Raw genomic sequence first — 20,268 nt, 5'->3', positions numbered from 1 at the left:
GCGAGTAACGTGAAGTTTCTCGCAGCAAACGCTAAGACACCCGCCAGCAGGGCAAACAGTCGACTCGGCAAGTTGTGACACATTCGCACCATACGACCGGAACGCACGCCAAGAAGCCCCTTCAGCACGTTGGTGTGCCGAAGGGGCCGCAGGTTCGACGCTGAGCCTAAGGGCCTGCTTCATAAGGGATGGCCGGGCTGCGGCGGGCCCAGGCGCCGCCTGGAACCACCCCGGTCACGCCCGGATACAACCCCGGTATCCGGACGCGCCCGGCGCGGCCCCAGCCGACGCCTGGACCTCGCCTCGCACCGACCCCCCTTATGAAGCAGGCCCTAGCTCAACGCCACTTGGACAGCACGCCGAGCGACGCCACGAGGAACCCGAACCCGATGGCCAGGTTCCAGTACTGCAGCTTGGCAACGGCGGAGAACGCATCCACGTCGAAGAAGCCCTGCGTCAGGTAGTAGGCGACCAACCACCCGATGCCGATCACGATGAAACTCACCGCGAGGATCGGCACCCAAACCGGACTCGGACGGCGCTTGGCGGCCACCGTCTCCTGTGGGCGCAACTCCGCCGGTGGCGTGTACACCTTCTTCTTACGAACTGTCGACTTCGGCACGGCGCTCTCCTGGAGGGGTCGTCTGGCCAACACTATCCACGTGACGCCGCCACCTCCGCCAGCGTCGGCCTGAATAATGTTCTACGTCTAGCGTAGTCAAGTCGGCACGCGTCTGCGGGGAGGGGTCGTGGTGGAGTACACATCGGGCGACTCTTCGTGGGCTCGCGCCCTGCGCAGGCTCGGTCGCGCTATGCTGCCCCGCCGCCGCCAGGACCGACGTTTTGGCTGGTCAGTGGCGACTCCGGTGGTGTTCGGGGCGGCCGGGCTGCTCTTCTCACTGACGGCCGCGGCGGCGCACGGCACGGACCTTCGCGACGACCGCCGGCCCGAGCTGACAAATTTGATCGCTGAAAGAAAACAGGAGATCGCCACGTCCCGCGCCAGGGCCGGGCGGCTGCGCGCCGAGATCGAGGCGCAGCAGCAGGGTCAGGCGGGCGCCGACGGCGCCGTTGACGAGCAGCGCCGCCGCGGCGAGAGCCAGCTGGCCGCCGCGGGCCTGACCGCGGTGCACGGTCCAGGTGTCGTGGTCGTGCTCAACGACGCCCCCAGGCGGCCGGACGGCAGCCGTCCCGCCGGCGCGCGCCCGGACGACCTGGTGGTCCACCAGCAAGACGTCCAGGCCGTGGTCAACGCCCTGTGGGCCGGCGGGGCCGAGGCGATGACGCTCATGGGCGTCCGGGTGATCTCCACCAGCGCGGTACGCTGCGTTGGCAACACGCTGCTGCTCGACGGTCAGGTGTATTCACCCCCGTTCGAGATCGCCGCGATCGGCGACCAGGCGCGCCTCCAGCGCTCGCTCGACGAGACGGAGGGAGTTGCCCTGTTCAGGGACGCCGCGGACAATTTCGGCCTGGGCTATCAGGTCCGGATGGAGGCAGACGTGCAGGCAAAGGCCTACGACGGCTCCACCGCGTTGCACTCGGCGACGACCGGGTCCTGACATGAGCGATTCACACCGCCCACGCCACCGCGCGCTGGACCAGGACGACATCGCGACCCGGCTGATCCCTCGCATCCGGGACGACCACCCACCGGCGGAGGCCGAGCCGGGCATCGCTCTCTCCGCCGCCCCCGCCGCCATCGCCGTCCCCGACGACGCCACGGCCTACATCCCGCGGTTCACCGAGCAACGCCCCGCGGAGCAGCAACCCACGGACCAGCGCCCCGCGGAACAAAGATCTCCGGAGCAGCGCCCCGCGGAGCCGGCCGACGCGACCACGGTGCTGCCCAAGATCCCGGCGAAGCCGGAAGCGGATGCCACCACGGTGCTGCCGAAACTGCCCGCAGACCCGGAAATCGCTATAAATGCCACCCCCCAGGATGAACCGGAAGCGACTCCCGACCCTGACACCGAAAAGGGTGTCAAGGTCGTGCCGTTGCGGCCGGTCCGCACCCAGGAGGGTTATCGCAGCGTGTACTCCGAATACACGAGGACCACGTTCGGCACGGTCGTGCGGGCGGTCAGCCGGGGCACCGGCGAGCTGCTCATCACGTTCGGCCTCATCGTGCTGCTCTTCGCCGGTTACGAGGTCTGGGGCAAGTCGGCGATCGTCGATGCGCACCAGGACGAGCTCAACCGTCAGCTGGAGCAGCAGTGGGCCCAACCTGGCTCCGATCCCACGGTGTCGCCGTCCGGACCGCCCAGCCCGGTCGCCAAGCCCGCCAACGGCGCCGTGATCGCGTCCGTGCACATCCCGCGGCTGAAGAAGAAGTGGGCCGTGGTCCAGGGCGTAACCCCCGCGGACATCCGCTACGCACCCGGGCACTACCCGGACACGGCGCTGCCGGGTCAGATCGGCAACTTCTCGATGGCGGGGCACCGGACGCCGGCGATCTGGTGGGACCTCGACCAGCTCAAGCCCAACGATCCGGTGGTCGTCAAGACCGCCGACACGTGGTACGTCTACCGCGTCACCGGTCATGAGATCGTGCTGCCGACCGCGGTGCAGGTCGTCGCGCCGGTGCCGGACCAGCCCGGGGTAGCGCCGACGAAGGCGCTGCTGACGATGACGACGTGCAACCCGAAGTTCAACAACTACCAGCGACTGGTCGTGCACGCCGAGCTGAACCGGACCCAACCGGTCGCCGACGGCGACCCCGCCGAGCTGAAGGGGTAGCCGCGGTGTACGCATGGATCTGGCGGCACATCCCGTTCAAGCAGTGGCAGCTCAAGTCGCTGGTCTCGGTGGTCCTGATCGGTGCCGTCGGCGCGCTGCTCTGGTACCAGATCTTCCCGGCGGTCGAGCCCATCCTGCCGTTCGACGACGTGCAGGTGGAGACCACCGACCCGGCCGGCGGGCAGATGGAGCCACCCAGCACGGCACCGTCGACCGCACCGTCCAGCGGGCCGTCGAAGCTGCCGTCCAGTGGGCCGTCGAAGCTGCCGTCCAAACTGCCCACGAAGACACCCTCCGCCCCCCAGGTCCTACCGAGCTAGGTGAGCCGCTTGCGCGTCCTTGTCATCGACAACTACGACTCGTTCGTGTTCAACCTGGTCCAGTACCTGGGCCAGCTCGGCGTCGACTGCGACGTGCGGCGCAACGACGAGATCTCCGTGGACGAGGTCGGCGCGGCCAAGCCGGCCGGGATCCTGCTCTCCCCCGGCCCGGGCACCCCGGAACGCGCCGGGATCTGCATGTCGGTCATCGAGCGGTATGCGGGCGAGATCCCGATCTTCGGCGTGTGCCTCGGCCATCAGGCGTTCGGCGCGGCCTTCGGCGCCACCGTGACCCGCGCGCCGGAGCTGCTGCACGGGAAGACCTCGCTCGTCAGCCACAGCGGCCAGGGCGTCCTGAGGGGGCTGCCGGACCCCTTCATCGCGACCCGCTACCACTCGCTCGCGGTGGTCGAGTCGACGCTGCCCCCGCAGATCGAGGTCACGGGCCGCACCGAGTCCGGCGTGATCATGGCGATGCGCCACCGTGAGCTGCCGATCGAGGGCGTGCAGTTCCACCCCGAGTCCGTGCTGACCCAGGGCGGGCATCTGATGCTGGCGAACTGGCTGGCGGCCTGCGGTCTTCCCGCCGCCCTCGACCGGGCGCCGGAACTCGTCGCCGAGGTGGAGGCGCGCCGCGTCGCGGCGTTCGCCTAGGTGCTCCTGTGCACAACCCTGTGGATAACTACCGTGTTATCCACAGGGTACGCACGGTGACCGGTGTAATACCGGCCTAAACTCGGACTAATTGTTCGGCGACGTGGACCCGCTCGGTTTCGGGGAGCCCGACGGGTTCGTCCCCGCCAGCACCCCGATCCGCAACGTGATCTCGGCGGTCTTCGGCAGCGCCTTGCCGACCGGCTGCGTCGCGCTGATGACCAGACCGTCCTTGGTCGGATCGGTCACCTGCACCTCCTGGGTCTTCGCCGTCGACGTGAAGCCGGCCTGCTCGAGCGCCGCCTGCGCCTGCGCCAGCGTCCTGTTCGTGACCTCGGGCATGATCGCCTGGTTGAACTTCGAGACATACAGCGTGACCACCGTGTTGGGCGTCACCTGCTTGCCCGCCGGCGGGTCGGACTCGATGACCTCGTTCTTCGGCGCCGCCCCGTCCTTCTCGACGACGTTGACCTTCAGGTTCAGGTTGGTCAGCTGCTGCTTCGCCGCGTCCGCCTGGGACTTCACCAGGTTCGGGACGGCGATCAACGCCGGCTCGCCGCAGATGTCGTAGTCGACCTGGGCGCCTTCCTTGACCTCTTTGCCCTTGGCGGGGTTCTGCGAGATGACCGTGCCGGCCTTGCAGTTCTCGCTCGAGCCGGTGCGCGGGTCGCCCTCCAGCTTCAGCAGCCGCAGGGAGGTGGCCGCCTCGGTCGAGGTCTTGCCGACCAGGTCCGGCACCGGGACCATCGGGTCCTGGTTGGCCAGGTAGAGCCCGATCGACAGGGCGGCGACCGCGAGGAGGCTCAGCACCGTGAGCGCGACCGCGATGCCGGTGGAGCTCTTGCGCTTCTGCCGCTGCGCGGCGCGGGCAGGCTGACGCGAGGCCGGCGGCGGACGGTAGGCGGTCTGCGCCGCCATCACGGTCGCCATCTCGTCCTCGGTCATGACCGGCGGCGCCGAGACCGGCCGGCCGGCCGCCGCGCGCATGACGTCGGCACGCATCTCGCCGGCGCTCTGGTAGCGGTTGAGCGGGTTCTTGGCCAGGGCCTTGAGCACGACCGCGTCGATCTCGGGGGTCACGTCGCGGTTGCTGCTGCTCGGCGGCCGCGGGTCTTCCCGGACATGCTGATAGGCCACCGACACCGGGTTGTCCCCGACAAACGGCGGATGGCCGCAGACCAGCTCGAAGAGCACGCAGCCGGACGCGTAGACGTCGCTGCGGGCGTCGACGGGCTCGCCGCGGGCCTGCTCCGGCGACAGGTACTGCGCGGTGCCGATGACCGCGGACGTCTGCGTCATCGTGGTGGCGCCGCTGGCCAGGGCCCGCGCGATGCCGAAGTCCATCACCTTGACCTGGCCGGTCTGGGTGAGCATCACGTTGCCGGGCTTGATGTCGCGGTGGATGATGCCGTGCCGGTGGCTGAACTCCAGCGCCGCACAGATGTCGGCGGTGATCTCCAGCGCCCGCCTGGGCATGAGCCGCCCCTCGGCCGCGAGCACCTCTTTGAGCGTGCGGCCGTTGACGAACTCCATGACGATGTAGGGAAGCTCCTCGCCCGCCGGGCCCCGCTCGTCGCCCGTGTCATACACGGCGACGATCGCGGGGTGGTTGAGCGAGGCGGCATTCTGCGCCTCTCGGCGGAACCTCAGCTGGAAGGTCGCGTCGCGGGCCAGGTCGGTGCGCAGGGTCTTGATCGCAACATCGCGGCCCAAGCGCAGGTCACGGCCCCGATGGACCTCGGCCATGCCACCATAGCCAAGCAGCTCCCCGACCTGGTATCGGCCGCCGAGGAGGCGAGGCTGGGCGGTCATGTCGTGTCGTCCTTCGGTCATCGACTCTTACCTTGCCACGTCTTGCGACGAGAACCCATTCCGGCCTAACCCACGCACTGGTTCCCGACGAGTATCGCCGGTGGGGTGCACGACGGCTTGGCCCCGGCGCTCGGCTGCGTCGAAGCCCCTCCGGACTCCTCGGGCTCCGCCGGGACGGTCGAGGGTTCGGTGGTCCTCGGCCCCTTCGATCCCGACTGGTAGGTCAGCGTGACCTCGCTGCCCTCGACCACCTCGCCGCACGGGCTGACATCGAGGACGGTGCCCGGGATCGGCTTGTTGTCGTCCCGCTCGACCAGCTTGACCTTGAACTTGCGCAACTGCGGCGTGACGATCGCCCGCGACTTGCCGATCATCTTCTCGCAGTCGACCTTCGCGATCTTGCCGGTGGGCTTCACGCTGGCCGTCGGCGCCTTCGTCGCGGCCCCCGTCGTGCTCTCGGCCTTCGGGTCTTCGGTCTTGTCGCCGCTCGTGGCATACCAGATGCCGCCGACGCCGATGAGCAGCACCAGCACCGCCGCGGCCGCACCGAGGACGACCATCAGGTTGCGGTTGCCGCCCGGCTTGTTGTTGCGGGACGGCGCGGGCTGGTAGCCACCGCCCGGAGGCGGCTGGTAACCACCGGTGTCACCGGCGAAGTAGGCGGTCTCGTTGCTCGGCGGCGGCGGGACGCCCGCCGCGCCGCGCGCGGCGTGCCCGGACGTCGGGGCACCGGGGGGCGGCGGGACCGCACCGCCGGGCATGATCCGCGTGCCGCCGGCGCCGACGCCGGGAGACACGGGCGCTCCGCCGGAGATCGGCGAGCCCAGCGCTCCTGACATCGGACCACCGGAGACCGGCGGGCCGGAGACCGGGGTGTACGCGACGGGCGAGCCGGGCATGCCGACCGGCGACCCGGGCGGGCCGAGCGGCGCCGCCATCGGGATGCCGGGGCTGGCGGAGGTGCCGCCGCCGGAGACCCTCCGCGCGGCCTGCGCGAGCGCGGCGGCACTGGGCCACCGGGCCGCCGGGTCCTTGGCCATCGCGCGCTCGACGAGCTGCACGATCGCCGGCGGGATGTCCGCGGGCAGCGGCGGCGGCATGTCGCGGACGTGCCGCATCGCGATCTGCAGCGGGTTGTCACCCTCGAACGGCCGCTGCCCGGACAGGCACTGGTAGGCGACCACGCCCAGGGCGTAGACGTCCGACAGCGGGGTCGCCTGCGCGCCGGAGGCCTGCTCGGGCGAGATGTAGGAGGCGGTGCCGAGGACCGATCCGGCGGCGGTCAGCTGCGCGATGGCGGCGGACCGGGCGATGCCGAAGTCGGTGAGCACCAGGGTGCCGTTGGGCCGCACGAGCAGGTTGCCGGGCTTCACGTCGCGGTGGACGATGCCCTTCTCGTGCGCGGCGTGCAGCGCGTCGGCGGCCTGGGCGACCAGCGCCATGGCCCTGGCCGGGGTGAGCCGGCCGACCCGGGACAGGGTGCGGGAGAGCGCGTCGCCCTCCACGTACTCCATGATCAGGAAGGCGGTCCCGTTCTCGCTGCCGTAGTCGTAGATGTCCACCACGCCGGGGTGGTTGATGGTGGCCATCGTGCGCGCCTCGCCGCGGAAGCGCTCGGCGAAGCCGGGCTCCTCCAACAGTGCGGGCAGCAGCACCTTGATCGCGACCGTGCGGCCGAGCACCTCGTCGGTGCCACGCCACACGTCACCCATCCCACCGCCGGCGATGCGCTCGTCCAGGCGGTAGCGCCCACCCAACGTGGTGCCGGCGCTCAACATGTCGCGCACCTCATTATTTGATGCCCTTTTCGTCCGCGTATGCCTTCATGACCAGGCCGGCGATGCGAGCCGCCTCGGCGCTGCCGCCCTTGCCAGCGTTTTCGAGGAAGACCGCGACCGAGACGATCGGCTTGCCGTCCTTCATTGCGAAGCCGATGAACCAGCCGTGGTCACCGGCGTCGTCACCGTCTTCCGCCGTTCCGGTCTTACCACCCACCTGCAAACCGGCGATGTTGGCACTACGGCCCGTGCCGTCACGCGAGGTGACGACGCTGAACATCATCTGCTGCAGCGCGGTGGCAACCTCACCGCTGATCGGACGGCCCAGCTCCTTCGGGTCGGTCCGGTCGGCGTTGGACAGGTCGGCGTTCTGCAGACGGTCGACGATGTACGGACGCATCTCGCGCCCCCCATTGGCGACCGTCGCCGCAATCATGGCGCCTTGCAACGGAGACATCTTCACTTCCCGCTGTCCGATGCTCGACTGAGCAACGGCCGGCGGGTCGACGCGGTTGTCCGCACCCGCGGTCATCGGGCCGGTGTGGCTGGCCGCGACATTGCAGTAGTTCTTTTCCTGGTCCTCGATGAAGCGGGGCTGGGTCTCGAAGCCGAAGGCCTGGGCCATCGCCTTGAGCTTCTCCGCACCGATCCGCTCGACGCCCATGCGGGCGAAGACGGTGTTGCAGGAGACGGTCAGCGCCTGCTTCAGCGTGATCTGGTCGGGGCAGATGCCCTCGTGCGCGTTCTTGATGCGGAAGTCCGACACCTGCGGCGGCGTGTAGAACTCGCCACCCTGCACGGTCGAGTCGGGCGTCAGCGACGAGTCCGCGGTCATCGCCGCCGCCGAAGTAATGACCTTGAACGTCGAGCCGGGCGGGTAGATCTCCTGCACGGCACGGTTGAGCATCGGCTTGGCCGGGTCGCCGTCCAACTTGCTGTAGGCGGCACTGGCGGACTTGCCGTCGTGCACGGTCAGCAGGTTGGGGTCGTAGCTGGGCAGCGACACCTCGGCGAGCACCGCACCGGTGGACGGGTCGAGCGCCACGACCGCGCCGCTCTTCACGCCCTTCTTGTTGTTGCCGAGCTGGGTGTACGCGGCCTCCTGCGTCGCCTGCGACAGCGTCAGCAGCACGTTGCCGCCGGCCGGGTCCTTGCCCGTGAACAGCCCGGCGATCCGGTCGGCGGCCTGCTTGTCGGAGGTGCCGATCAGGAAGTCGTTGTTGAGCTTCTCCAGGCCGGTCGCGCCGAGGTTGACCGGCTTGAAGCCGAGCACGTGCGCGTACTTGTCCTTGGCCGGATACGTGCGGAGGAACTTCAGCGTGTCGCCGGTCTCCTGCGAGTCGGCGACCGCGATGCCCTGGGCGTTGATGATCTTGCCGCGGGCGCGCTCGTACTCGCTGGCCTGGACCCGGCCGTTGCGCGCGTTGGTCCGGTAGTCGTCGGCCTTCACGACCTGGCGGTAGTTCAGGTTGACGAACAGCATCGCGAACAGCACCAACGCCACGACACCGACCCGGCGAAGCGGGGGGTTCATCGCACGACCTCCGTGGGAAGCTCTTGGATCTGGACCGGCGCGCCGCCACCACCACCGCTGGACGCCCCGCCGAGCCCGATCGACGGCGCACCGCCGGCCGGGCGACGCGACGCGTCGGAAATGCGCAGCAGCAGGCCGATCAGCAGCCAGTTGGCCACCAGCGACGAGCCACCCGCCGAAAGGAACGGCGTGGTCTGCCCGGTCAGCGGGATGAGCTGGCTGATGCCACCCACAATGACGAACACCTGCAACCCCAGCGTGAACGCAAGGCCACCGGCGAACAACTTGCCGAACGAGTCCCGCACGTTGATCGCGGCCCGCAGGCCCCGCTCGACCAGCAGCAGGTAGATCACCAGCAGGGCGGTCAGGCCGAACAGGCCGATTTCCTCGCCCAGGCCGGAGAAGATGAAGTCGGTGCGGACCTCGGGGACGTTGAGCGGCTGCCCGGCCCCAGGACCGGTGCCGGTCAGGCCACCGGTGCCCAGCCCGAGCAGCGACTGGACCAGCTGGTAACCCTTGTTGTCCGCGTCGGCGAACGGGTCGAGCCAGGTGGTCGCGCGCTCGGAGAAGTTGAGGAACGGCCCGCCGACGGTCTTGCCGAGGAAGTACGCGAGGAACGCGCCGCCGATGAAGAACCCGAGACCGAGGATCAGCCAGCTGACCCGGACCGTCGCGATGTAGAGCGTCACGACAAACATGCCGAAGTACATGAGCGAGGTGCCGAGGTCCTTCTCGAAGATGAGGACCATCAGCGACAGCAGCCAGACGAGCACGACCGGGCCCAGGTCCCGGCCGCGGGGGAAGTCGATGCCAAGGATGCGCTTGCTCGCCCGCGACAGCACCTCACGCTTGCGCACCAGGTAGTAGGCGAAGAAGACCAGCAGGCAGATCTTGGCGAACTCACCCGGCTGGATCGAGAAGCCGGGGAACTTGATCCACAGCTTGGCGCCGTTGATCGAGGAGAACCTGGCCGGCAGGACCGCCGGGATGAGCACCAGCACGATGCCGGCGAGTCCCAGCGTGTACGCGTATCGCGACAGCGACCGGTGATCCCGCACGATCAGCATCAGGATGACCGCGCCGACGATCGCGGCGGCCGTCCAGCCGAGCTGCCGGAAGCCGTCACCGCCGAACACGCTCAGGTCGGCGCGCAGCGGCGCCTTCGCGCGGCCGATGTCCAGCCGCCGCAGGAACCCGATGCCGATCCCGTTGATGAGCGCGACCGCCGGGAGGATGACCGGGTCGGCATACGGCGCCACGAACCGGATCGCCACGTGCGCGGCCCCGAAGATGACCGCGAGGATCGCGACCTGCACCCAGAAGTCGGGGGTGACCTCACCGATCGCGTTGCCCTCGACGACCGCCGCGTAGACGAGCAGGATCGCCGCGACGAACAGCAGCAGTCCCAGTTCGACGTTGCGTCGGGTGCGGGGCCGCGGCGCGCCCGCCCCGTCACCCGGGTTCGTGGGCGACGGGGAAGGGATGGCTGTTGCGGTCACAGCAGGATTCCTCTTGGCCTCGCGGTCAGGATCATCGTCAGATCAGCAACTGGCGCTCGGGGTCGGTGTCTCCGACGCCATGGTCGGTGGGGCCTCGGTGGTGGCCGCCGTGGTCGGGACCGCGGAGCCGCTGACCGTCGTGCCGGGCACCGCCGCGCCGGTCGAGCTCAGGGTCGGGCTCGTGGTCGGCTCGCCGGTCGGGCAGGCCTGCTTCCGCGACGGGTTCTCGGGGTCGTTCAGCGCGGCGAGCTTGTCCTCGGCCTCGGCCAGGCTGTCGGCCGGGATGCCCTGTTTGACGGTACCCTGCGCGGCCGGGGTGAGATCGTCGAGCTTGAGCGCGCTCGGCTCGTAGACCTCCGAGAGCTCGATCCAGGCGATCTTGCCGGGGACGCCCTTGAAGATCGCGACGGTGCCGTCGTCGGTCGCGCCGACGTAATAGCGCGACTGGGTGGCGTTCCACCCGTACCAGAGTCCACCGCCGAGCAGACCGAGCAGCACCACGAGCAGGAGGACGGTGCGCACCGGGTGGCGCTTCGGGCGGGCGGCCTCGTCGCGGGCGTTGATCGCGGCCCGGTTCCGCGCTTCTTCCTCGGGCTCCGGCACCGGGGGGCGTGGCGCGGCGAGCGCGGCACCCCGGGCCGAGGACATCGACTGGTCCGCGGACGTGGCCATGCCCCGGTCCTGGGCGGCCGCTCCCCCGACGATCGGCCGCTCCTCGACGATGTCCTCGTCGGTGACGTCGGCGACGATCACGGTGATGTTGTCGGGACCGCCACCGCGCAGCGCCAGCTCGATGAGCCGGCCGGCGCACTGGTTGGGGTCGACGTATTCGCGCAGCGTCGACTCGATGGTCTCGGCGCTGACCACGCCGGAGAGCCCGTCGCTGCACAGCAGGTAGCGGTCCCCCGTCTTGACCTGACGCACCGAATACTCGGGGTCCGCGTCGCGGCCGTCGAGGGCCCGCGTCAGCAGGGAACGCTGGGGATGACTGTTGGCCTCCTCCAGGCTGATCCGGCCTTCGTCGACGAGCATCTGGACGTAGGTGTCGTCCTTGGTCACCTGGGCGAACTCCCCGTCGCGCGTGATGTACGCGCGGGAGTCGCCGATGTGGACCATGCCCATCTTGCTGCCGGAGAACAGCATGGCGGTGAGGGTGGTGCCCATGCCTTCCATGGCGGGGTTTTCCTCGACCGCGTCCCGGATCTGCTGGTTGGCCAGGTCGACGGCGCCGCGAAGCGTGTCGATCATGGCGTTGCCGGGCACATCTTCGTCGAGTGGCGCCATGGTGGCGATGACAATGTTGCTGGCGACGTCACCGGCGGCCATGCCGCCCATGCCGTCGGCCACGGCGAGCAGCCGCGGTCCGGCGTAGACGGAGTCCTGGTTGCCACTCCGAATCAGACCGCGGTCACTGCGGGCCGCATAGCGCAAGGTGAGGGTCATGGCCGTAACTCGAGAGAAGTGCGGCCGATGCGAATCGGCACGCCGAGGGGGACGGGGGTAGGCGCACCGACCTTGGTCTTGTCCAGGTAGGTGCCGTTGGTGGAGCCGAGATCCTCGAGATACCACTGGCCGGCTCGGGGCACGAGGCGGGCGTGCTTCGCCGAGGCGTAGTCATCGGTGATCACCAACGTCGAATCCTCGGCGCGGCCGATCGTGATCGGTGCCTCACCGAGGGTGATCCGGGTGCCCGCCAGCGAACCGGCGGTGACAAACAGCTGGTGAGCGGCCTTGCCGCGCTTCACCTTCGCCGGACGGCCAGGAGCCGTCGCCGCACCAACCCCCCGGGGCGCGGCGACGATCCGGCTCGACTGCGAGCCCGCGAACAGGTCCCGCCGGATCACTCCCACGACCGTGAACACGAAGATCCACAGCAGCACGAGCAACCCGTAGCGGGCGACCGTAATGACAAATTCCATCTACGACCTATCAGGGGCCCGGTGAAGGCCCGGTCGAGCAGGTGCGCTCATCCAGATCCGCCTAACGTCGACCACGTGGTGCAGGAACTTCAGCCATCCACGCGGTAGGTGAGCGTGGTCGTGCCGAGCTGGATCATGTCACCCGGATTCAACGCGACCGCAGAGACGCGTTGACCGTTGACCATCGTGCCGTTCGTCGAGCCGAGATCGGTGAGCACCACCTGCGCACCGTCGAAGTCGAGTCGCGCGTGACGACGCGAGATGCCGACATCTGGCAGCCGCATGTTGGCCTGGTCGCCCCGGCCGATCACGGTCGAGCCGATCGACAGAGGGTAGCTGCGCCCGTCGCCGGACACCAGTCGTACGTTGCGGGCGGGCCCACCGGGGCCGCCGGCACCTGGCCCGTAGCCGCCACCCTGGTTGTATCCGCCATACGGATCGGGCGCGGCCTGCGGTGCCACCTCCCCGCCGGTGTAGACCTCGGCAGTCACCCGGAACATCCCGGTGTCGAGGCCGTCACCCCGCTCGATCTCGACGATGACGTCGCCGTAGACCGTCCAGCCCTGCTCGCCGATGAACTCCGCCTGAGACTGGGCGAGCTCCTGGGCGAGCGCGGCGGCATACGGCGCCAACCGACTGTGGTCATAGGGCGAAAGGTCGATCACGTAGCGATTCGGCACGAGCGTGCGCCCGCCAGCCAAGATCGCCTTGTGGGCTTCCGCCTCCCGTTGCATGGCGTTGAGGATCTCCACGGGGTGGACGACCCCCTTGAAGACCTTTGCGAAGGCCCCCTCGACCAGGCCCTCTAGGCGCTTCTCGAAGCGCTGCAGCACACTCACCGGTTCCTCCTCGGGTTCCGAGGTCATGATGGTATCCGGACCCCGCACGCCCGGTCGCAACCTCACCGGCTAGCCCGTGCTACTCTTCCGTGGCGCCCAGGGCAGCGTAGTACTAACCCGGTGAAATCGCCGAGTTGAGACACGCTACTCTGAGCACTGCCAGGGGAAGTGGCGGAATGGCAGACGCGCACGGTTCAGGTCCGTGTGCCCGAAAGGGCGTGGGGGTTCAACTCCCCCCTTCCCCACAGAACGATGAGCGCACTCTGTTCGCGGAGTGCGCTCACTTTTCGTTCCGTCATTCCTCGCGCTCGGCTGCGCCTTCGCTCCCCAGTGGGGGAGCTGCGCTCCACCCACACCCCCTCAAGACCTCGGTGGCTGGGCTCTTCGTCCCGCCCCTGTGTTCTTCCTCTTGGCGTTGGTACGGGGTGTGCTGGCTGGGTTGTGCGTCAAAAAGGTGACTCTTGGCCGCGGGGTATGCTCGGCCGGTCCTGCTGGAGCCGCGAGGAGAGCGTGTCGTGAGCGTCGTCATCGTCACCGGGTCTGCCGGGTTGATTGGGTCCGAGGCTGTTCGGCACTTCGCCTCGCTGGGGCTGGATGTCGTTGGGATCGACAACGACATGCGGAAGCAGTTCTTCGGGGCTGAGGCCTCGACCGCGTGGAACGTTGTGCGGTTGACCAGTGATCTGGGGGACTCGTACAAGCACCATGACGTGGACATCCGGGACCGGGACGCGCTCGCGGCCATCTTCAAGCGCTACGCCGACGACGTGGCGCTGGTGGTGCACACGGCGGCGCAGCCGAGCCATGACTGGGCGGTGCGGGACCCGTTCACGGATTTCGACGTGAACGCGGGTGGCACGCTCAACATGCTGCAGAACGTGCGGGAGCACTGCATCGAGGCGCCGTTCATCCACTGCTCGACCAACAAGGTCTACGGCGATCGGCCCAACAGCCTGCCGCTGGTCGAGCAGGAGACCAGGTGGGAGATCGAGACCGGTCACCCATATGAGAACGGCATCAAGGAGGACATGTCGATCGACGCGTGTCTGCACTCCGTCTTCGGGGCGTCGAAGGTCGCCGCTGACGTGATGGTGCAGGAGTACGGTCGCTATTTCGACATGAAGACCGCGTGCTTCCGGGGCGGGACGCTGACCGGGCCGGCGCACTCGGCCACCGAGCTGCACGGCTTCCTTGGGTATGTCATGCGCTGCGCGATGGAGCGGCGCACGTACAAGATCTTCGGGTACAAGGGCAAGATGGTGCGTGACGCGATCCACTCGCACGATGTGGTCGCCGCGTTCGAGGCCTTCTTCCGCGCGCCGCGCAGCGCCGCCGTCTACAACCTCGGCGGCGGGCGGCATTCCAACACCTCGCACCTGGAGGTGTTCTCGCTCGCCCAGCGGATCACCGGCAACGAGATGGTGACCGAGTATCACGAGGCCAACCGGGTCGGCGACCACCAGTGGTGGATCGGGTCCAACGAGCGTTTCCAGCTGGACTACCCGGACTGGAAGCAGGTCTACGACGTGCCGATGATCTGCCAGGAGATCTACGAGGCCAACGTCGACAAGTGGACCCCGGAAGCCTGACCGTGATCGACCAGGGTAAGCAGAACGTCCTCGGCGTCCAGGTCAGCGCCGTCGACTACGACAGCGCCGTCGACAAGGTCATGAGCGCCGCGCGGGACGGGCGGCCGCTCGCGGTGACCGCGCTGGCCGTGCACGGCGTGATGACCGGCGTGCAGGACAAGGCGCACGGCGCGCGACTCAACGCGTTCGACCTGGTCACGCCCGACGGGCAGCCGGTGCGCTGGGCGCTCAACCTGCTGCACCGGGCCAGGCTCGCCGACCGCGTCTACGGGCCGGAGCTCACGCTGCGGGTCCTGCGGGCCAGCGCCGAGCAGGGCGTGCCGGTGTATCTGTACGGCTCGACCGAGCAGACGCTCGAGCAGTTGGTGCGCAAGCTGCACGAGCGGTTCCCGGCGCTGAAGATCGCCGGCATGGAGGCCTCGAAGTTCCGTCCGGCGCAGCCGGGCGAGCCCGAGGAGATCGCCGCTCGGATCAAGGAGTCCGGGGCCCGCGTGGTCATGGTCGGCCTCGGCTGCCCCCGCCAGGAGATCTTCGTCTACGGCATGCGTCACCTGGTGGACGCGCCGATGCTGGCCGTGGGCGCGGCGTTCGACTATCACGCCGGCGGGTTGAAGAACCCGCCCGCGTGGATGCAGAAGTACGCGTTGGAGTGGCTCTGGCGGCTCGGACTGGAGCCCAAGCGGCTCTGGCGCCGCTACGTGCTGCTCAACCCGGCGTATCTGGCCCGGCTCGGCGCGCAGAAGGCGCACCTGTGGCGGGCGACGCCGCCGGCGCCGGCAACCGAGCCGCTCAACACGTTCGCGGTCTGAGCACAAGTCACGTTCGCGGTCTGAGCGCGGTCTGAAGCCGGCCCCCGTTCGGGGAGCCGGCTTCAATCATTCGGGTTCAGCGACCGGTGATCGCGTCGACCTTGACGGCCCGGCGCTTGAAGGTGCCGCGCTTCTCCAGCGCGCGCTCGGCCGGCACCAACATGAGCGCCAGCGGCGCCGCGATGTACCAGCGGTCGAGCATCACGTACGCGACGATGTTCATGACGACACCGGCCGCGTAGAGCGCGATCAGCCAATCGACACGCTTCTCGCCGATTCCCCGCTTGTGGTAGGCGTCAAGGACGCCGAACGCGCCGATGCTGAGGGCCAGGAGGCCGCCGCCACTCATCAATGCGAACATCAGATCAGACACGTCACTCACCCTTGCCTCCCCGTTACCACCAGCGAACCTGCCCAAAGCTAAGCGGACATTTCAAGATCGACCATCAACTTTGCGACACCGGCCTAAGCCGAACGTAGCTAGCCAATCGGACATTCAGCCGATATCACTGATCTTGCTTGTCAGCAGTGTCCGGGTGGCGTCGTCGCAGGCCGCGCCAGCGACGCCGGCCAGGTAGGCCTCCCTCGCACCAAGACCGAGATCGGCAGCGACCCGGTGCTCTTGAGCCAGATCCGTGTTGAACATCGCCGGGTCGTCGGTGTTGACCGTGCAGGGCACACCGGCCGCCAGCAGCGCGGGAAGCGGGTGTTCGGCCAGCGACGGCACCGAACGGGTCCGGACGTTCGAGGTCGGGCACACGTCAAGGACCAGGCCACGATCGACGATCTCCGCCAGTACACCGGCATCCTCGACGGCCCGGATGCCATGACGCAATCGGTCGGGTGCGAAGGTCAGGATCTCGCGGATCGACTCGGCGCCGGCCGACTCCCCGGCGTGCGGCACGATGGCCAGTCCGCCGTCACGGGCCAGCTCGAACGCCTTCGCGTAGGTCACCGCGGGGCCGGCCTGCTCGTTGCCGCCCAGACCGAGACCGACGATGCCCCGGTCGGCGTAGCGCACGCTCCACCGCGCGACGTCCTCGGCCAGGTCCGCCGGCATGCCGCGGTAGAGGTCCGGGGTCAACCGGACGATCACCCCGTACCGCTCCTGCGCCTCGACGATGCCGTCGGTGTAGCCCTCGTACAGGTCCTCCCAGGCGACACCGCGTTGCGCCCGCTCGCCGGGAGAGAAGATGGCTTCCAGGTACACCGCGCCGTGCGACGCCGCCACGCCGGCGTAGTCGACCACGATCTGCCGGAAGTCGGCCGCGGTGCGCAGGCAGTTCGTCGTGAGGATCCAGACCTCCACGAACTTCTTGAAGTCGGTGAACTCGTAGAGCTCCCGGATGCCTTCGACGGTGTCGACCGGCAGCGGCAGGTCGTTGCGGCGGGCGATCTCCAGCAGCGTCGCGGGCGGGATCGCCCCCTCGAGGTGCACGTGCAGCTCGATCTTGGGGAAGCTCATCCGTTCAAAATAGCGACGGGCCCCGGCACGCACGCGCGCACCGGAGCCCATCCGACCTCCCCAGGTCGAGTCTCCCTGCGTTTCTACGGCATGGGATTCGACCTGTCGACAGGCGAGCTGGTGCGCTGGTGTGCGCCGGCATGCACTGGTGGGCGCTATTTCAGCCCACGCGCCTCCTGGGAGTAGATGAGCTCCAGGATCGAGCGGGCCGCCTCGAACCACCGGTCCAGCCATTCCTGCTGCGGCATCGTGCCCTTGGGCGGCAGTTCCAGCAGCAGACCCCGCAGCAGCGGATGGTCGGCCATCGAGACAGCGGGGCCGTCCAGCCAGGAGTCCTGCAGCACGCCCGTGCGGCCGAACATCGGCTCGGTCAGCGGGCCGAGGTCCGCCACCAGCGAGGACTCGGGCAGCTTCGGCGGCGTCAACGACGCGGCGATCGGTGAGTTGTCCAGCGGCAGCGACGCACGGTCCAGCGGCGAGCCGTTGCGCGGCGACAGGTCGTCGATCGGCCCGTCGCCGATGACGTCCCGGCGCCCGCCCGGGCGGTAGCTTCCGAGCTGCCCGGAGAAACGGTCGTCGGTCTTCGACGATCCGTTGCCGAAGTTGTCGGGGCCATTGTTCATCGGATACAAGCCTTATCTGACTCGGGTGTGTTCGGGTCTCCAGTGGAAAGTGCCTGAGCGCTCATCGAATACAACGATGACCGGCCCGGTCCGCAACGGCGGTGCCACCGTCGCGGGCCGGGCCGGTCGATTTCAAGACCTGGCGTTTCACTTACGCGAGATCGAATTCCCCGTCCTTGGTCCCACCGACGAAGGCCAGCCACTCCTCCGGAGTGAACAGCAGAACGGCCCCGGCCTTGTCCTTCGAGTCACGGAGCGCCACAGCCCCGCCGACGAACGCGACCTCGACGCAGTTGTCCGAGTACGGACCGCTGCGGGTGCTCTTGCGCCAAGCGGCACCCTCGAGATTCACGCTGAAGCCCTTGGCTTCGATTTCCACTACAGCTCCTTTGTCAGCTTCACGATCATTGACACTGACTCGTCCGGACGGAGTGCGTTGGCGCGCAAGTAGTCAAAGATGAATCCGTAGCGCTGAAGCTCGTCGTCCTTCTCGAGAAAGAGACCGCCAGCCGCGTTCGAGGCGAACACGAAGTTTTGCCCGGCGGACTCGTCGTACAGCAACATCGTGAATGTCCCGTCCATCCCGGCATGCGCACCGGCGGAGAAGGGCAGGACCTGAAGGGTCACATTCGGCCACCCGGCCGCCAGGCTCAGATGCTCGAGCTGGCGGCGCATGACCGCTCTTCCACCGACCGGGCGGCGCAGCACAGCCTCGTCCAGCACCACCCAGAGATCAATCGGGTCATCCTGAGTGACCAACGACTGGCGGCCTATACGGACACGCACGCGTTTCTCCACCTCGGTGACGCTGATGTCCGGGCGGGCCGCATGGATCATGGCCTGTGCGTACTCCTCGGTCTGGAGCAGACCCGGCACGACGAGTGCCTCATAGGAGCGGATGTGATCAGCGGCCGCTTCGAGGCCGACGTAGGCGCCGGTGAGCACGTCACCGTAGAGCTGCCACCAACCCTTCTGGCGCGCCTCCCTGGCGATCTTCAACAGCTGGTCGGCGTATTCCGGCTCGACGCTGTAGATGTCCAGCATGTCCCGGACGTCCCGCGGAGTGACGCCGGTCTGTCCCGTTTCGATCCGCGAGATCTTGGATCCGGAGCACTCCAACCGCTCGGCGACATGATCAATGGTGACGTGCGCCGCCTCGCGGAGGCGTCGCAATTCCATACCGAGCTGTCTCCGTCGAAGCGTCGGGCTGCCTCGTCGACTTGCCACGCGTCGCACCTCCGCCGAGCCACGTAAATCGGATACGTATAGATCAGCGCAACCTCATGAAGCTGCGCAACCCGGCTCCGGCACGACATTTTCGCCATCGTCTGGAGTCTCCGCCACCTGGGAGCGGTTCACTCATGCGTGGGATGGAATTTTCGCCCTGCAAGTTGCATTGATCACTGTCCTCGGGCAATCTGTGGGTGTGGCGGCGGTCACGGTCCGTTCATCTTCGAGCCATCGAGACGACCTGGTCACCACCGCGGACGCAGCGACAAACGATCGAGCCGATCGGCGGTTACGGCAAGCTCGTAACCGGCCTTCTCCATGCCGACGGATGACGGGAGTCCCAACTGTGTTACCGAAGACCGGTGACGTGCTGCGCGTGACCAAGGCCGCTAGCGTGCAGTTCGTGCAGCCGATGCTGTTCCGGGTGATCCGGGTGCACGACTGGCAGACCTATGACGGATGGGCGTGGCTGGACGGATACCAGCTCAACGCCGCGGGCGATGCGATCGAGCGCCGGTCGATCTTCGTCCAGCTCCAGGGATTGCAGCCCGGATTCGTCAAGGCCGTGCAACGGGTGGCCAGCCGCGTGCCGGTCTCCGCCTAGGTCGACTTCGCGGAGGGGGACACCGAACTCTTGGACGGCGCGGCTGTCGGGGCGGTCGCCACGTAGAGCGTGACGGTCTCGCCGGTCGCGACCATCTCACCCGGGCCCGGGTCCGACTCCAGGACCTCGCCGGGCTCCACGGAGCCGTCGGCCCGGCGGACGACCTTCACCTCGAGGCCCAGCTGCTGCAGCTTGACCGTCGCCTGGGCGAGGGTGTTGCCACGCAGCGGCGGGATCGCCACGGCGGTCGGCGGTGCGGCCGTCGTCTCGGACGGGGCCGCCGACGAGGGTGCCGCGCTCGTCGGCGGCGGGGTAGGCGTCGGCGACGGCACGACGGCGCTGGTGTTGCCGCCCGCGGTCGGCAGCTGGTTCGGCGGCGCGTTGTCGCCGTCTGCGGTCGCCTGATAGATGAGGTACAGCCCGACGCTCAACGCGCCGACCAGAACCAGTGCGACGACGCCGACGATCACCGGGGTGAACCAGGACCGGCCCTGATACGGGTCCTCCTCGACCCATTCCTCCGGGGTCGGCTGGCGCAGCGAAGGGTCACCCGGTTGGGGGACATTGGCGCGCGCCGTCCACCGGGGCGGCTCGTCGTGGCCGAGAGGGCCGCCGATCCTGGTCGCACCGCTGTCGTCCGGGCGAAGCGGCGAGGTGCCGCCGCCGATCCTGGTCGCGTCCGGGTCGGCGTTCGACGGCCCGGTCCCGGTCGCGTCCGGGTCCTTCGCCCAGGGGTCGACCGGCTCCGACGGGCCGATCCTGGTCGCGTCCGGGTCTTCTCCCGAGGGCCCCGGTCGATCGAACGGGGCGGTGGCGTCCGGCTCGTCAGGCATGGTTCCCAGTTCACCACCTTG

General features: G+C 68.6%; 21 protein-coding genes and 1 tRNA gene. 8 read left to right on the top strand and 14 right to left on the bottom strand.

The window, feature by feature from the left end; translation table 11 throughout:
• Positions 1-337 precede the first annotated feature (337 nt).
• Positions 338-622 (bottom strand): cell division protein CrgA, encoded by a 285-nt coding sequence (locus Dsi01nite_RS28670; protein ID WP_203849388.1) that lies wholly within the window; start codon positions 620-622, stop codon positions 338-340.
• A gap of 130 nt (positions 623-752) precedes the next feature.
• Between Dsi01nite_RS28670 and Dsi01nite_RS28665 the strand changes: the two genes are divergently transcribed.
• The 4 genes from Dsi01nite_RS28665 to Dsi01nite_RS28650 are packed head-to-tail and all read left to right on the top strand — an operon-like array spanning position 753 to position 3,713.
• Positions 753-1,562, top strand: coding sequence for a DUF881 domain-containing protein (locus tag Dsi01nite_RS28665; RefSeq protein ID WP_203849429.1), 810 nt, complete (start codon positions 753-755; stop codon positions 1,560-1,562).
• Between the two features lies 1 nt (position 1,563).
• On the top strand, positions 1,564-2,739 hold the full coding sequence (locus Dsi01nite_RS28660) for a class E sortase (RefSeq protein WP_239136241.1): 1,176 nt from the start codon (positions 1,564-1,566) through the stop codon (positions 2,737-2,739).
• 5 nt (positions 2,740-2,744) lie between these two features.
• Positions 2,745-3,059, top strand: coding sequence for a hypothetical protein (locus Dsi01nite_RS28655; protein WP_203849387.1), 315 nt, complete (start codon positions 2,745-2,747; stop codon positions 3,057-3,059).
• A gap of 9 nt (positions 3,060-3,068) precedes the next feature.
• On the top strand, positions 3,069-3,713 hold the full coding sequence (locus tag Dsi01nite_RS28650) for an aminodeoxychorismate/anthranilate synthase component II (RefSeq protein ID WP_203849386.1): 645 nt from the start codon (positions 3,069-3,071) through the stop codon (positions 3,711-3,713).
• Between the two features lie 87 nt (positions 3,714-3,800).
• On the opposite strand, the gene pknB is transcribed toward Dsi01nite_RS28650, so the two are convergent.
• From pknB to Dsi01nite_RS28615, 7 genes are all read right to left on the bottom strand, one after another.
• Complete coding sequence (gene pknB, locus Dsi01nite_RS28645; protein WP_203849427.1) at positions 3,801-5,525, bottom strand: Stk1 family PASTA domain-containing Ser/Thr kinase; 1,725 nt, start codon at positions 5,523-5,525, stop codon at positions 3,801-3,803.
• A gap of 65 nt (positions 5,526-5,590) precedes the next feature.
• Positions 5,591-7,303 carry a serine/threonine-protein kinase gene (locus tag Dsi01nite_RS57565; protein ID WP_239136251.1) on the bottom strand — a complete coding sequence of 571 codons (1,713 nt, stop codon included), beginning with the start codon at positions 7,301-7,303 and terminating at the stop codon, positions 5,591-5,593.
• 13 nt (positions 7,304-7,316) lie between these two features.
• The gene (locus tag Dsi01nite_RS28635; protein ID WP_203849385.1) at positions 7,317-8,837 is read right to left on the bottom strand and encodes a peptidoglycan D,D-transpeptidase FtsI family protein; all 1,521 of its coding nucleotides are present in this window, start codon (positions 8,835-8,837) and stop codon (positions 7,317-7,319) included.
• Positions 8,834-10,336 (bottom strand): FtsW/RodA/SpoVE family cell cycle protein, encoded by a 1,503-nt coding sequence (locus Dsi01nite_RS28630; RefSeq protein WP_203849384.1) that lies wholly within the window; start codon positions 10,334-10,336, stop codon positions 8,834-8,836. Before Dsi01nite_RS28630 ends, Dsi01nite_RS28635 begins: the two co-directional genes overlap by 4 nt.
• Before the next feature lie 42 nt (positions 10,337-10,378).
• Entirely contained in the window at positions 10,379-11,779 is a 1,401-nt protein-coding gene (locus Dsi01nite_RS28625) for a PP2C family protein-serine/threonine phosphatase (protein WP_203849383.1), read from the bottom strand.
• Positions 11,776-12,255 carry an FHA domain-containing protein FhaB/FipA gene (locus Dsi01nite_RS28620; RefSeq protein WP_203849382.1) on the bottom strand — a complete coding sequence of 160 codons (480 nt, stop codon included), beginning with the start codon at positions 12,253-12,255 and terminating at the stop codon, positions 11,776-11,778. Before Dsi01nite_RS28620 ends, Dsi01nite_RS28625 begins: the two co-directional genes overlap by 4 nt.
• An 89-nt stretch (positions 12,256-12,344) precedes the next feature.
• Positions 12,345-13,121, bottom strand: a complete 777-nt coding sequence (locus tag Dsi01nite_RS28615; RefSeq protein ID WP_033359881.1) for an FHA domain-containing protein — start codon at positions 13,119-13,121, stop codon at positions 12,345-12,347.
• Between the two features lie 135 nt (positions 13,122-13,256).
• Here Dsi01nite_RS28615 and Dsi01nite_RS28610 point away from each other — a divergent pair.
• From Dsi01nite_RS28610 to Dsi01nite_RS28600, 3 genes are all read left to right on the top strand, one after another.
• Positions 13,257-13,339: transfer RNA gene (locus Dsi01nite_RS28610), tRNA-Leu, on the top strand.
• Between the two features lie 270 nt (positions 13,340-13,609).
• Complete coding sequence (locus Dsi01nite_RS28605) at positions 13,610-14,683, top strand: NAD-dependent epimerase/dehydratase family protein (protein ID WP_203849381.1); 1,074 nt, start codon at positions 13,610-13,612, stop codon at positions 14,681-14,683.
• Positions 14,665-15,492, top strand: coding sequence for a WecB/TagA/CpsF family glycosyltransferase (locus Dsi01nite_RS28600; protein WP_373318856.1), 828 nt, complete (start codon positions 14,665-14,667; stop codon positions 15,490-15,492). The genes Dsi01nite_RS28605 and Dsi01nite_RS28600 overlap by 19 nt, the downstream gene beginning before the upstream one ends.
• Before the next feature lie 76 nt (positions 15,493-15,568).
• On the opposite strand, the gene Dsi01nite_RS28595 is transcribed toward Dsi01nite_RS28600, so the two are convergent.
• The 5 genes from Dsi01nite_RS28595 to Dsi01nite_RS28575 form a co-directional block, all read right to left on the bottom strand.
• Positions 15,569-15,865, bottom strand: a complete 297-nt coding sequence (locus Dsi01nite_RS28595) for a hypothetical protein (RefSeq protein WP_203849380.1) — start codon at positions 15,863-15,865, stop codon at positions 15,569-15,571.
• Positions 15,866-15,988: 123 nt separating this feature from the next.
• A complete protein-coding gene (add, locus tag Dsi01nite_RS28590) occupies positions 15,989-16,957 on the bottom strand; it encodes an adenosine deaminase (protein ID WP_203849379.1) in 969 nt (322 codons plus the stop codon).
• Between the two features lie 155 nt (positions 16,958-17,112).
• Entirely contained in the window at positions 17,113-17,580 is a 468-nt protein-coding gene (locus tag Dsi01nite_RS28585; protein ID WP_203849378.1) for a hypothetical protein, read from the bottom strand.
• A 151-nt stretch (positions 17,581-17,731) separates the two neighbouring features.
• The gene (locus Dsi01nite_RS28580; RefSeq protein ID WP_203849377.1) at positions 17,732-17,959 is read right to left on the bottom strand and encodes a DUF397 domain-containing protein; all 228 of its coding nucleotides are present in this window, start codon (positions 17,957-17,959) and stop codon (positions 17,732-17,734) included.
• Positions 17,959-18,759 (bottom strand): helix-turn-helix domain-containing protein, encoded by an 801-nt coding sequence (locus Dsi01nite_RS28575; protein ID WP_373318855.1) that lies wholly within the window; start codon positions 18,757-18,759, stop codon positions 17,959-17,961. The genes Dsi01nite_RS28580 and Dsi01nite_RS28575 overlap by 1 nt, the downstream gene beginning before the upstream one ends.
• A 397-nt stretch (positions 18,760-19,156) precedes the next feature.
• Between Dsi01nite_RS28575 and Dsi01nite_RS28570 the strand changes: the two genes are divergently transcribed.
• The gene (locus Dsi01nite_RS28570; protein WP_203849375.1) at positions 19,157-19,414 is read left to right on the top strand and encodes a hypothetical protein; all 258 of its coding nucleotides are present in this window, start codon (positions 19,157-19,159) and stop codon (positions 19,412-19,414) included.
• Here Dsi01nite_RS28570 and Dsi01nite_RS28565 read toward each other — a convergent pair.
• Positions 19,411-20,247: a PASTA domain-containing protein gene (locus Dsi01nite_RS28565; RefSeq protein ID WP_203849374.1), complete on the bottom strand. Its 837-nt coding sequence runs from the start codon at positions 20,245-20,247 to the stop codon at positions 19,411-19,413. The two genes, Dsi01nite_RS28570 and Dsi01nite_RS28565, sit on opposite strands and share 4 nt — an antisense overlap.
• Between the last annotated feature and the right edge of the window lie 21 nt (positions 20,248-20,268).

Source organism: Dactylosporangium siamense (assembly GCF_016862795.1).
Lineage (GTDB): Bacteria > Actinomycetota > Actinomycetes > Mycobacteriales > Micromonosporaceae > Dactylosporangium > Dactylosporangium siamense.
Note: the sequence above shows the minus strand (reverse complement) of the source record. Positions and strands in the feature narration are given on the sequence as shown.

What these genes read in the sequence shown, in the direction of transcription:
- Dsi01nite_RS28625 (WP_203849383.1), bottom strand. Translation starts at nt 11,779, where the DNA reads ATGACCCTCACCTTGCGCTATGCGGCCCGCAGTGACCGCGGTCTGATT.
- pknB (WP_203849427.1), bottom strand. Translation starts at nt 5,525, where the DNA reads ATGACCGCCCAGCCTCGCCTCCTCGGCGGCCGATACCAGGTCGGGGAG.
- Dsi01nite_RS28620 (WP_203849382.1), bottom strand. Translation starts at nt 12,255, where the DNA reads ATGGAATTTGTCATTACGGTCGCCCGCTACGGGTTGCTCGTGCTGCTG.
- Dsi01nite_RS28565 (WP_203849374.1), bottom strand. Translation starts at nt 20,247, where the DNA reads ATGCCTGACGAGCCGGACGCCACCGCCCCGTTCGATCGACCGGGGCCC.
- add (WP_203849379.1), bottom strand. Translation starts at nt 16,957, where the DNA reads ATGAGCTTCCCCAAGATCGAGCTGCACGTGCACCTCGAGGGGGCGATC.
- Dsi01nite_RS28660 (WP_239136241.1), top strand. Translation starts at nt 1,564, where the DNA reads ATGAGCGATTCACACCGCCCACGCCACCGCGCGCTGGACCAGGACGAC.
- Dsi01nite_RS28615 (WP_033359881.1), bottom strand. Translation starts at nt 13,121, where the DNA reads ATGACCTCGGAACCCGAGGAGGAACCGGTGAGTGTGCTGCAGCGCTTC.
- Dsi01nite_RS28585 (WP_203849378.1), bottom strand. Translation starts at nt 17,580, where the DNA reads ATGAACAATGGCCCCGACAACTTCGGCAACGGATCGTCGAAGACCGAC.
- Dsi01nite_RS57565 (WP_239136251.1), bottom strand. Translation starts at nt 7,303, where the DNA reads ATGTTGAGCGCCGGCACCACGTTGGGTGGGCGCTACCGCCTGGACGAG.
- Dsi01nite_RS28635 (WP_203849385.1), bottom strand. Translation starts at nt 8,837, where the DNA reads ATGAACCCCCCGCTTCGCCGGGTCGGTGTCGTGGCGTTGGTGCTGTTC.
- Dsi01nite_RS28575 (WP_373318855.1), bottom strand. Translation starts at nt 18,759, where the DNA reads ATGGAATTGCGACGCCTCCGCGAGGCGGCGCACGTCACCATTGATCAT.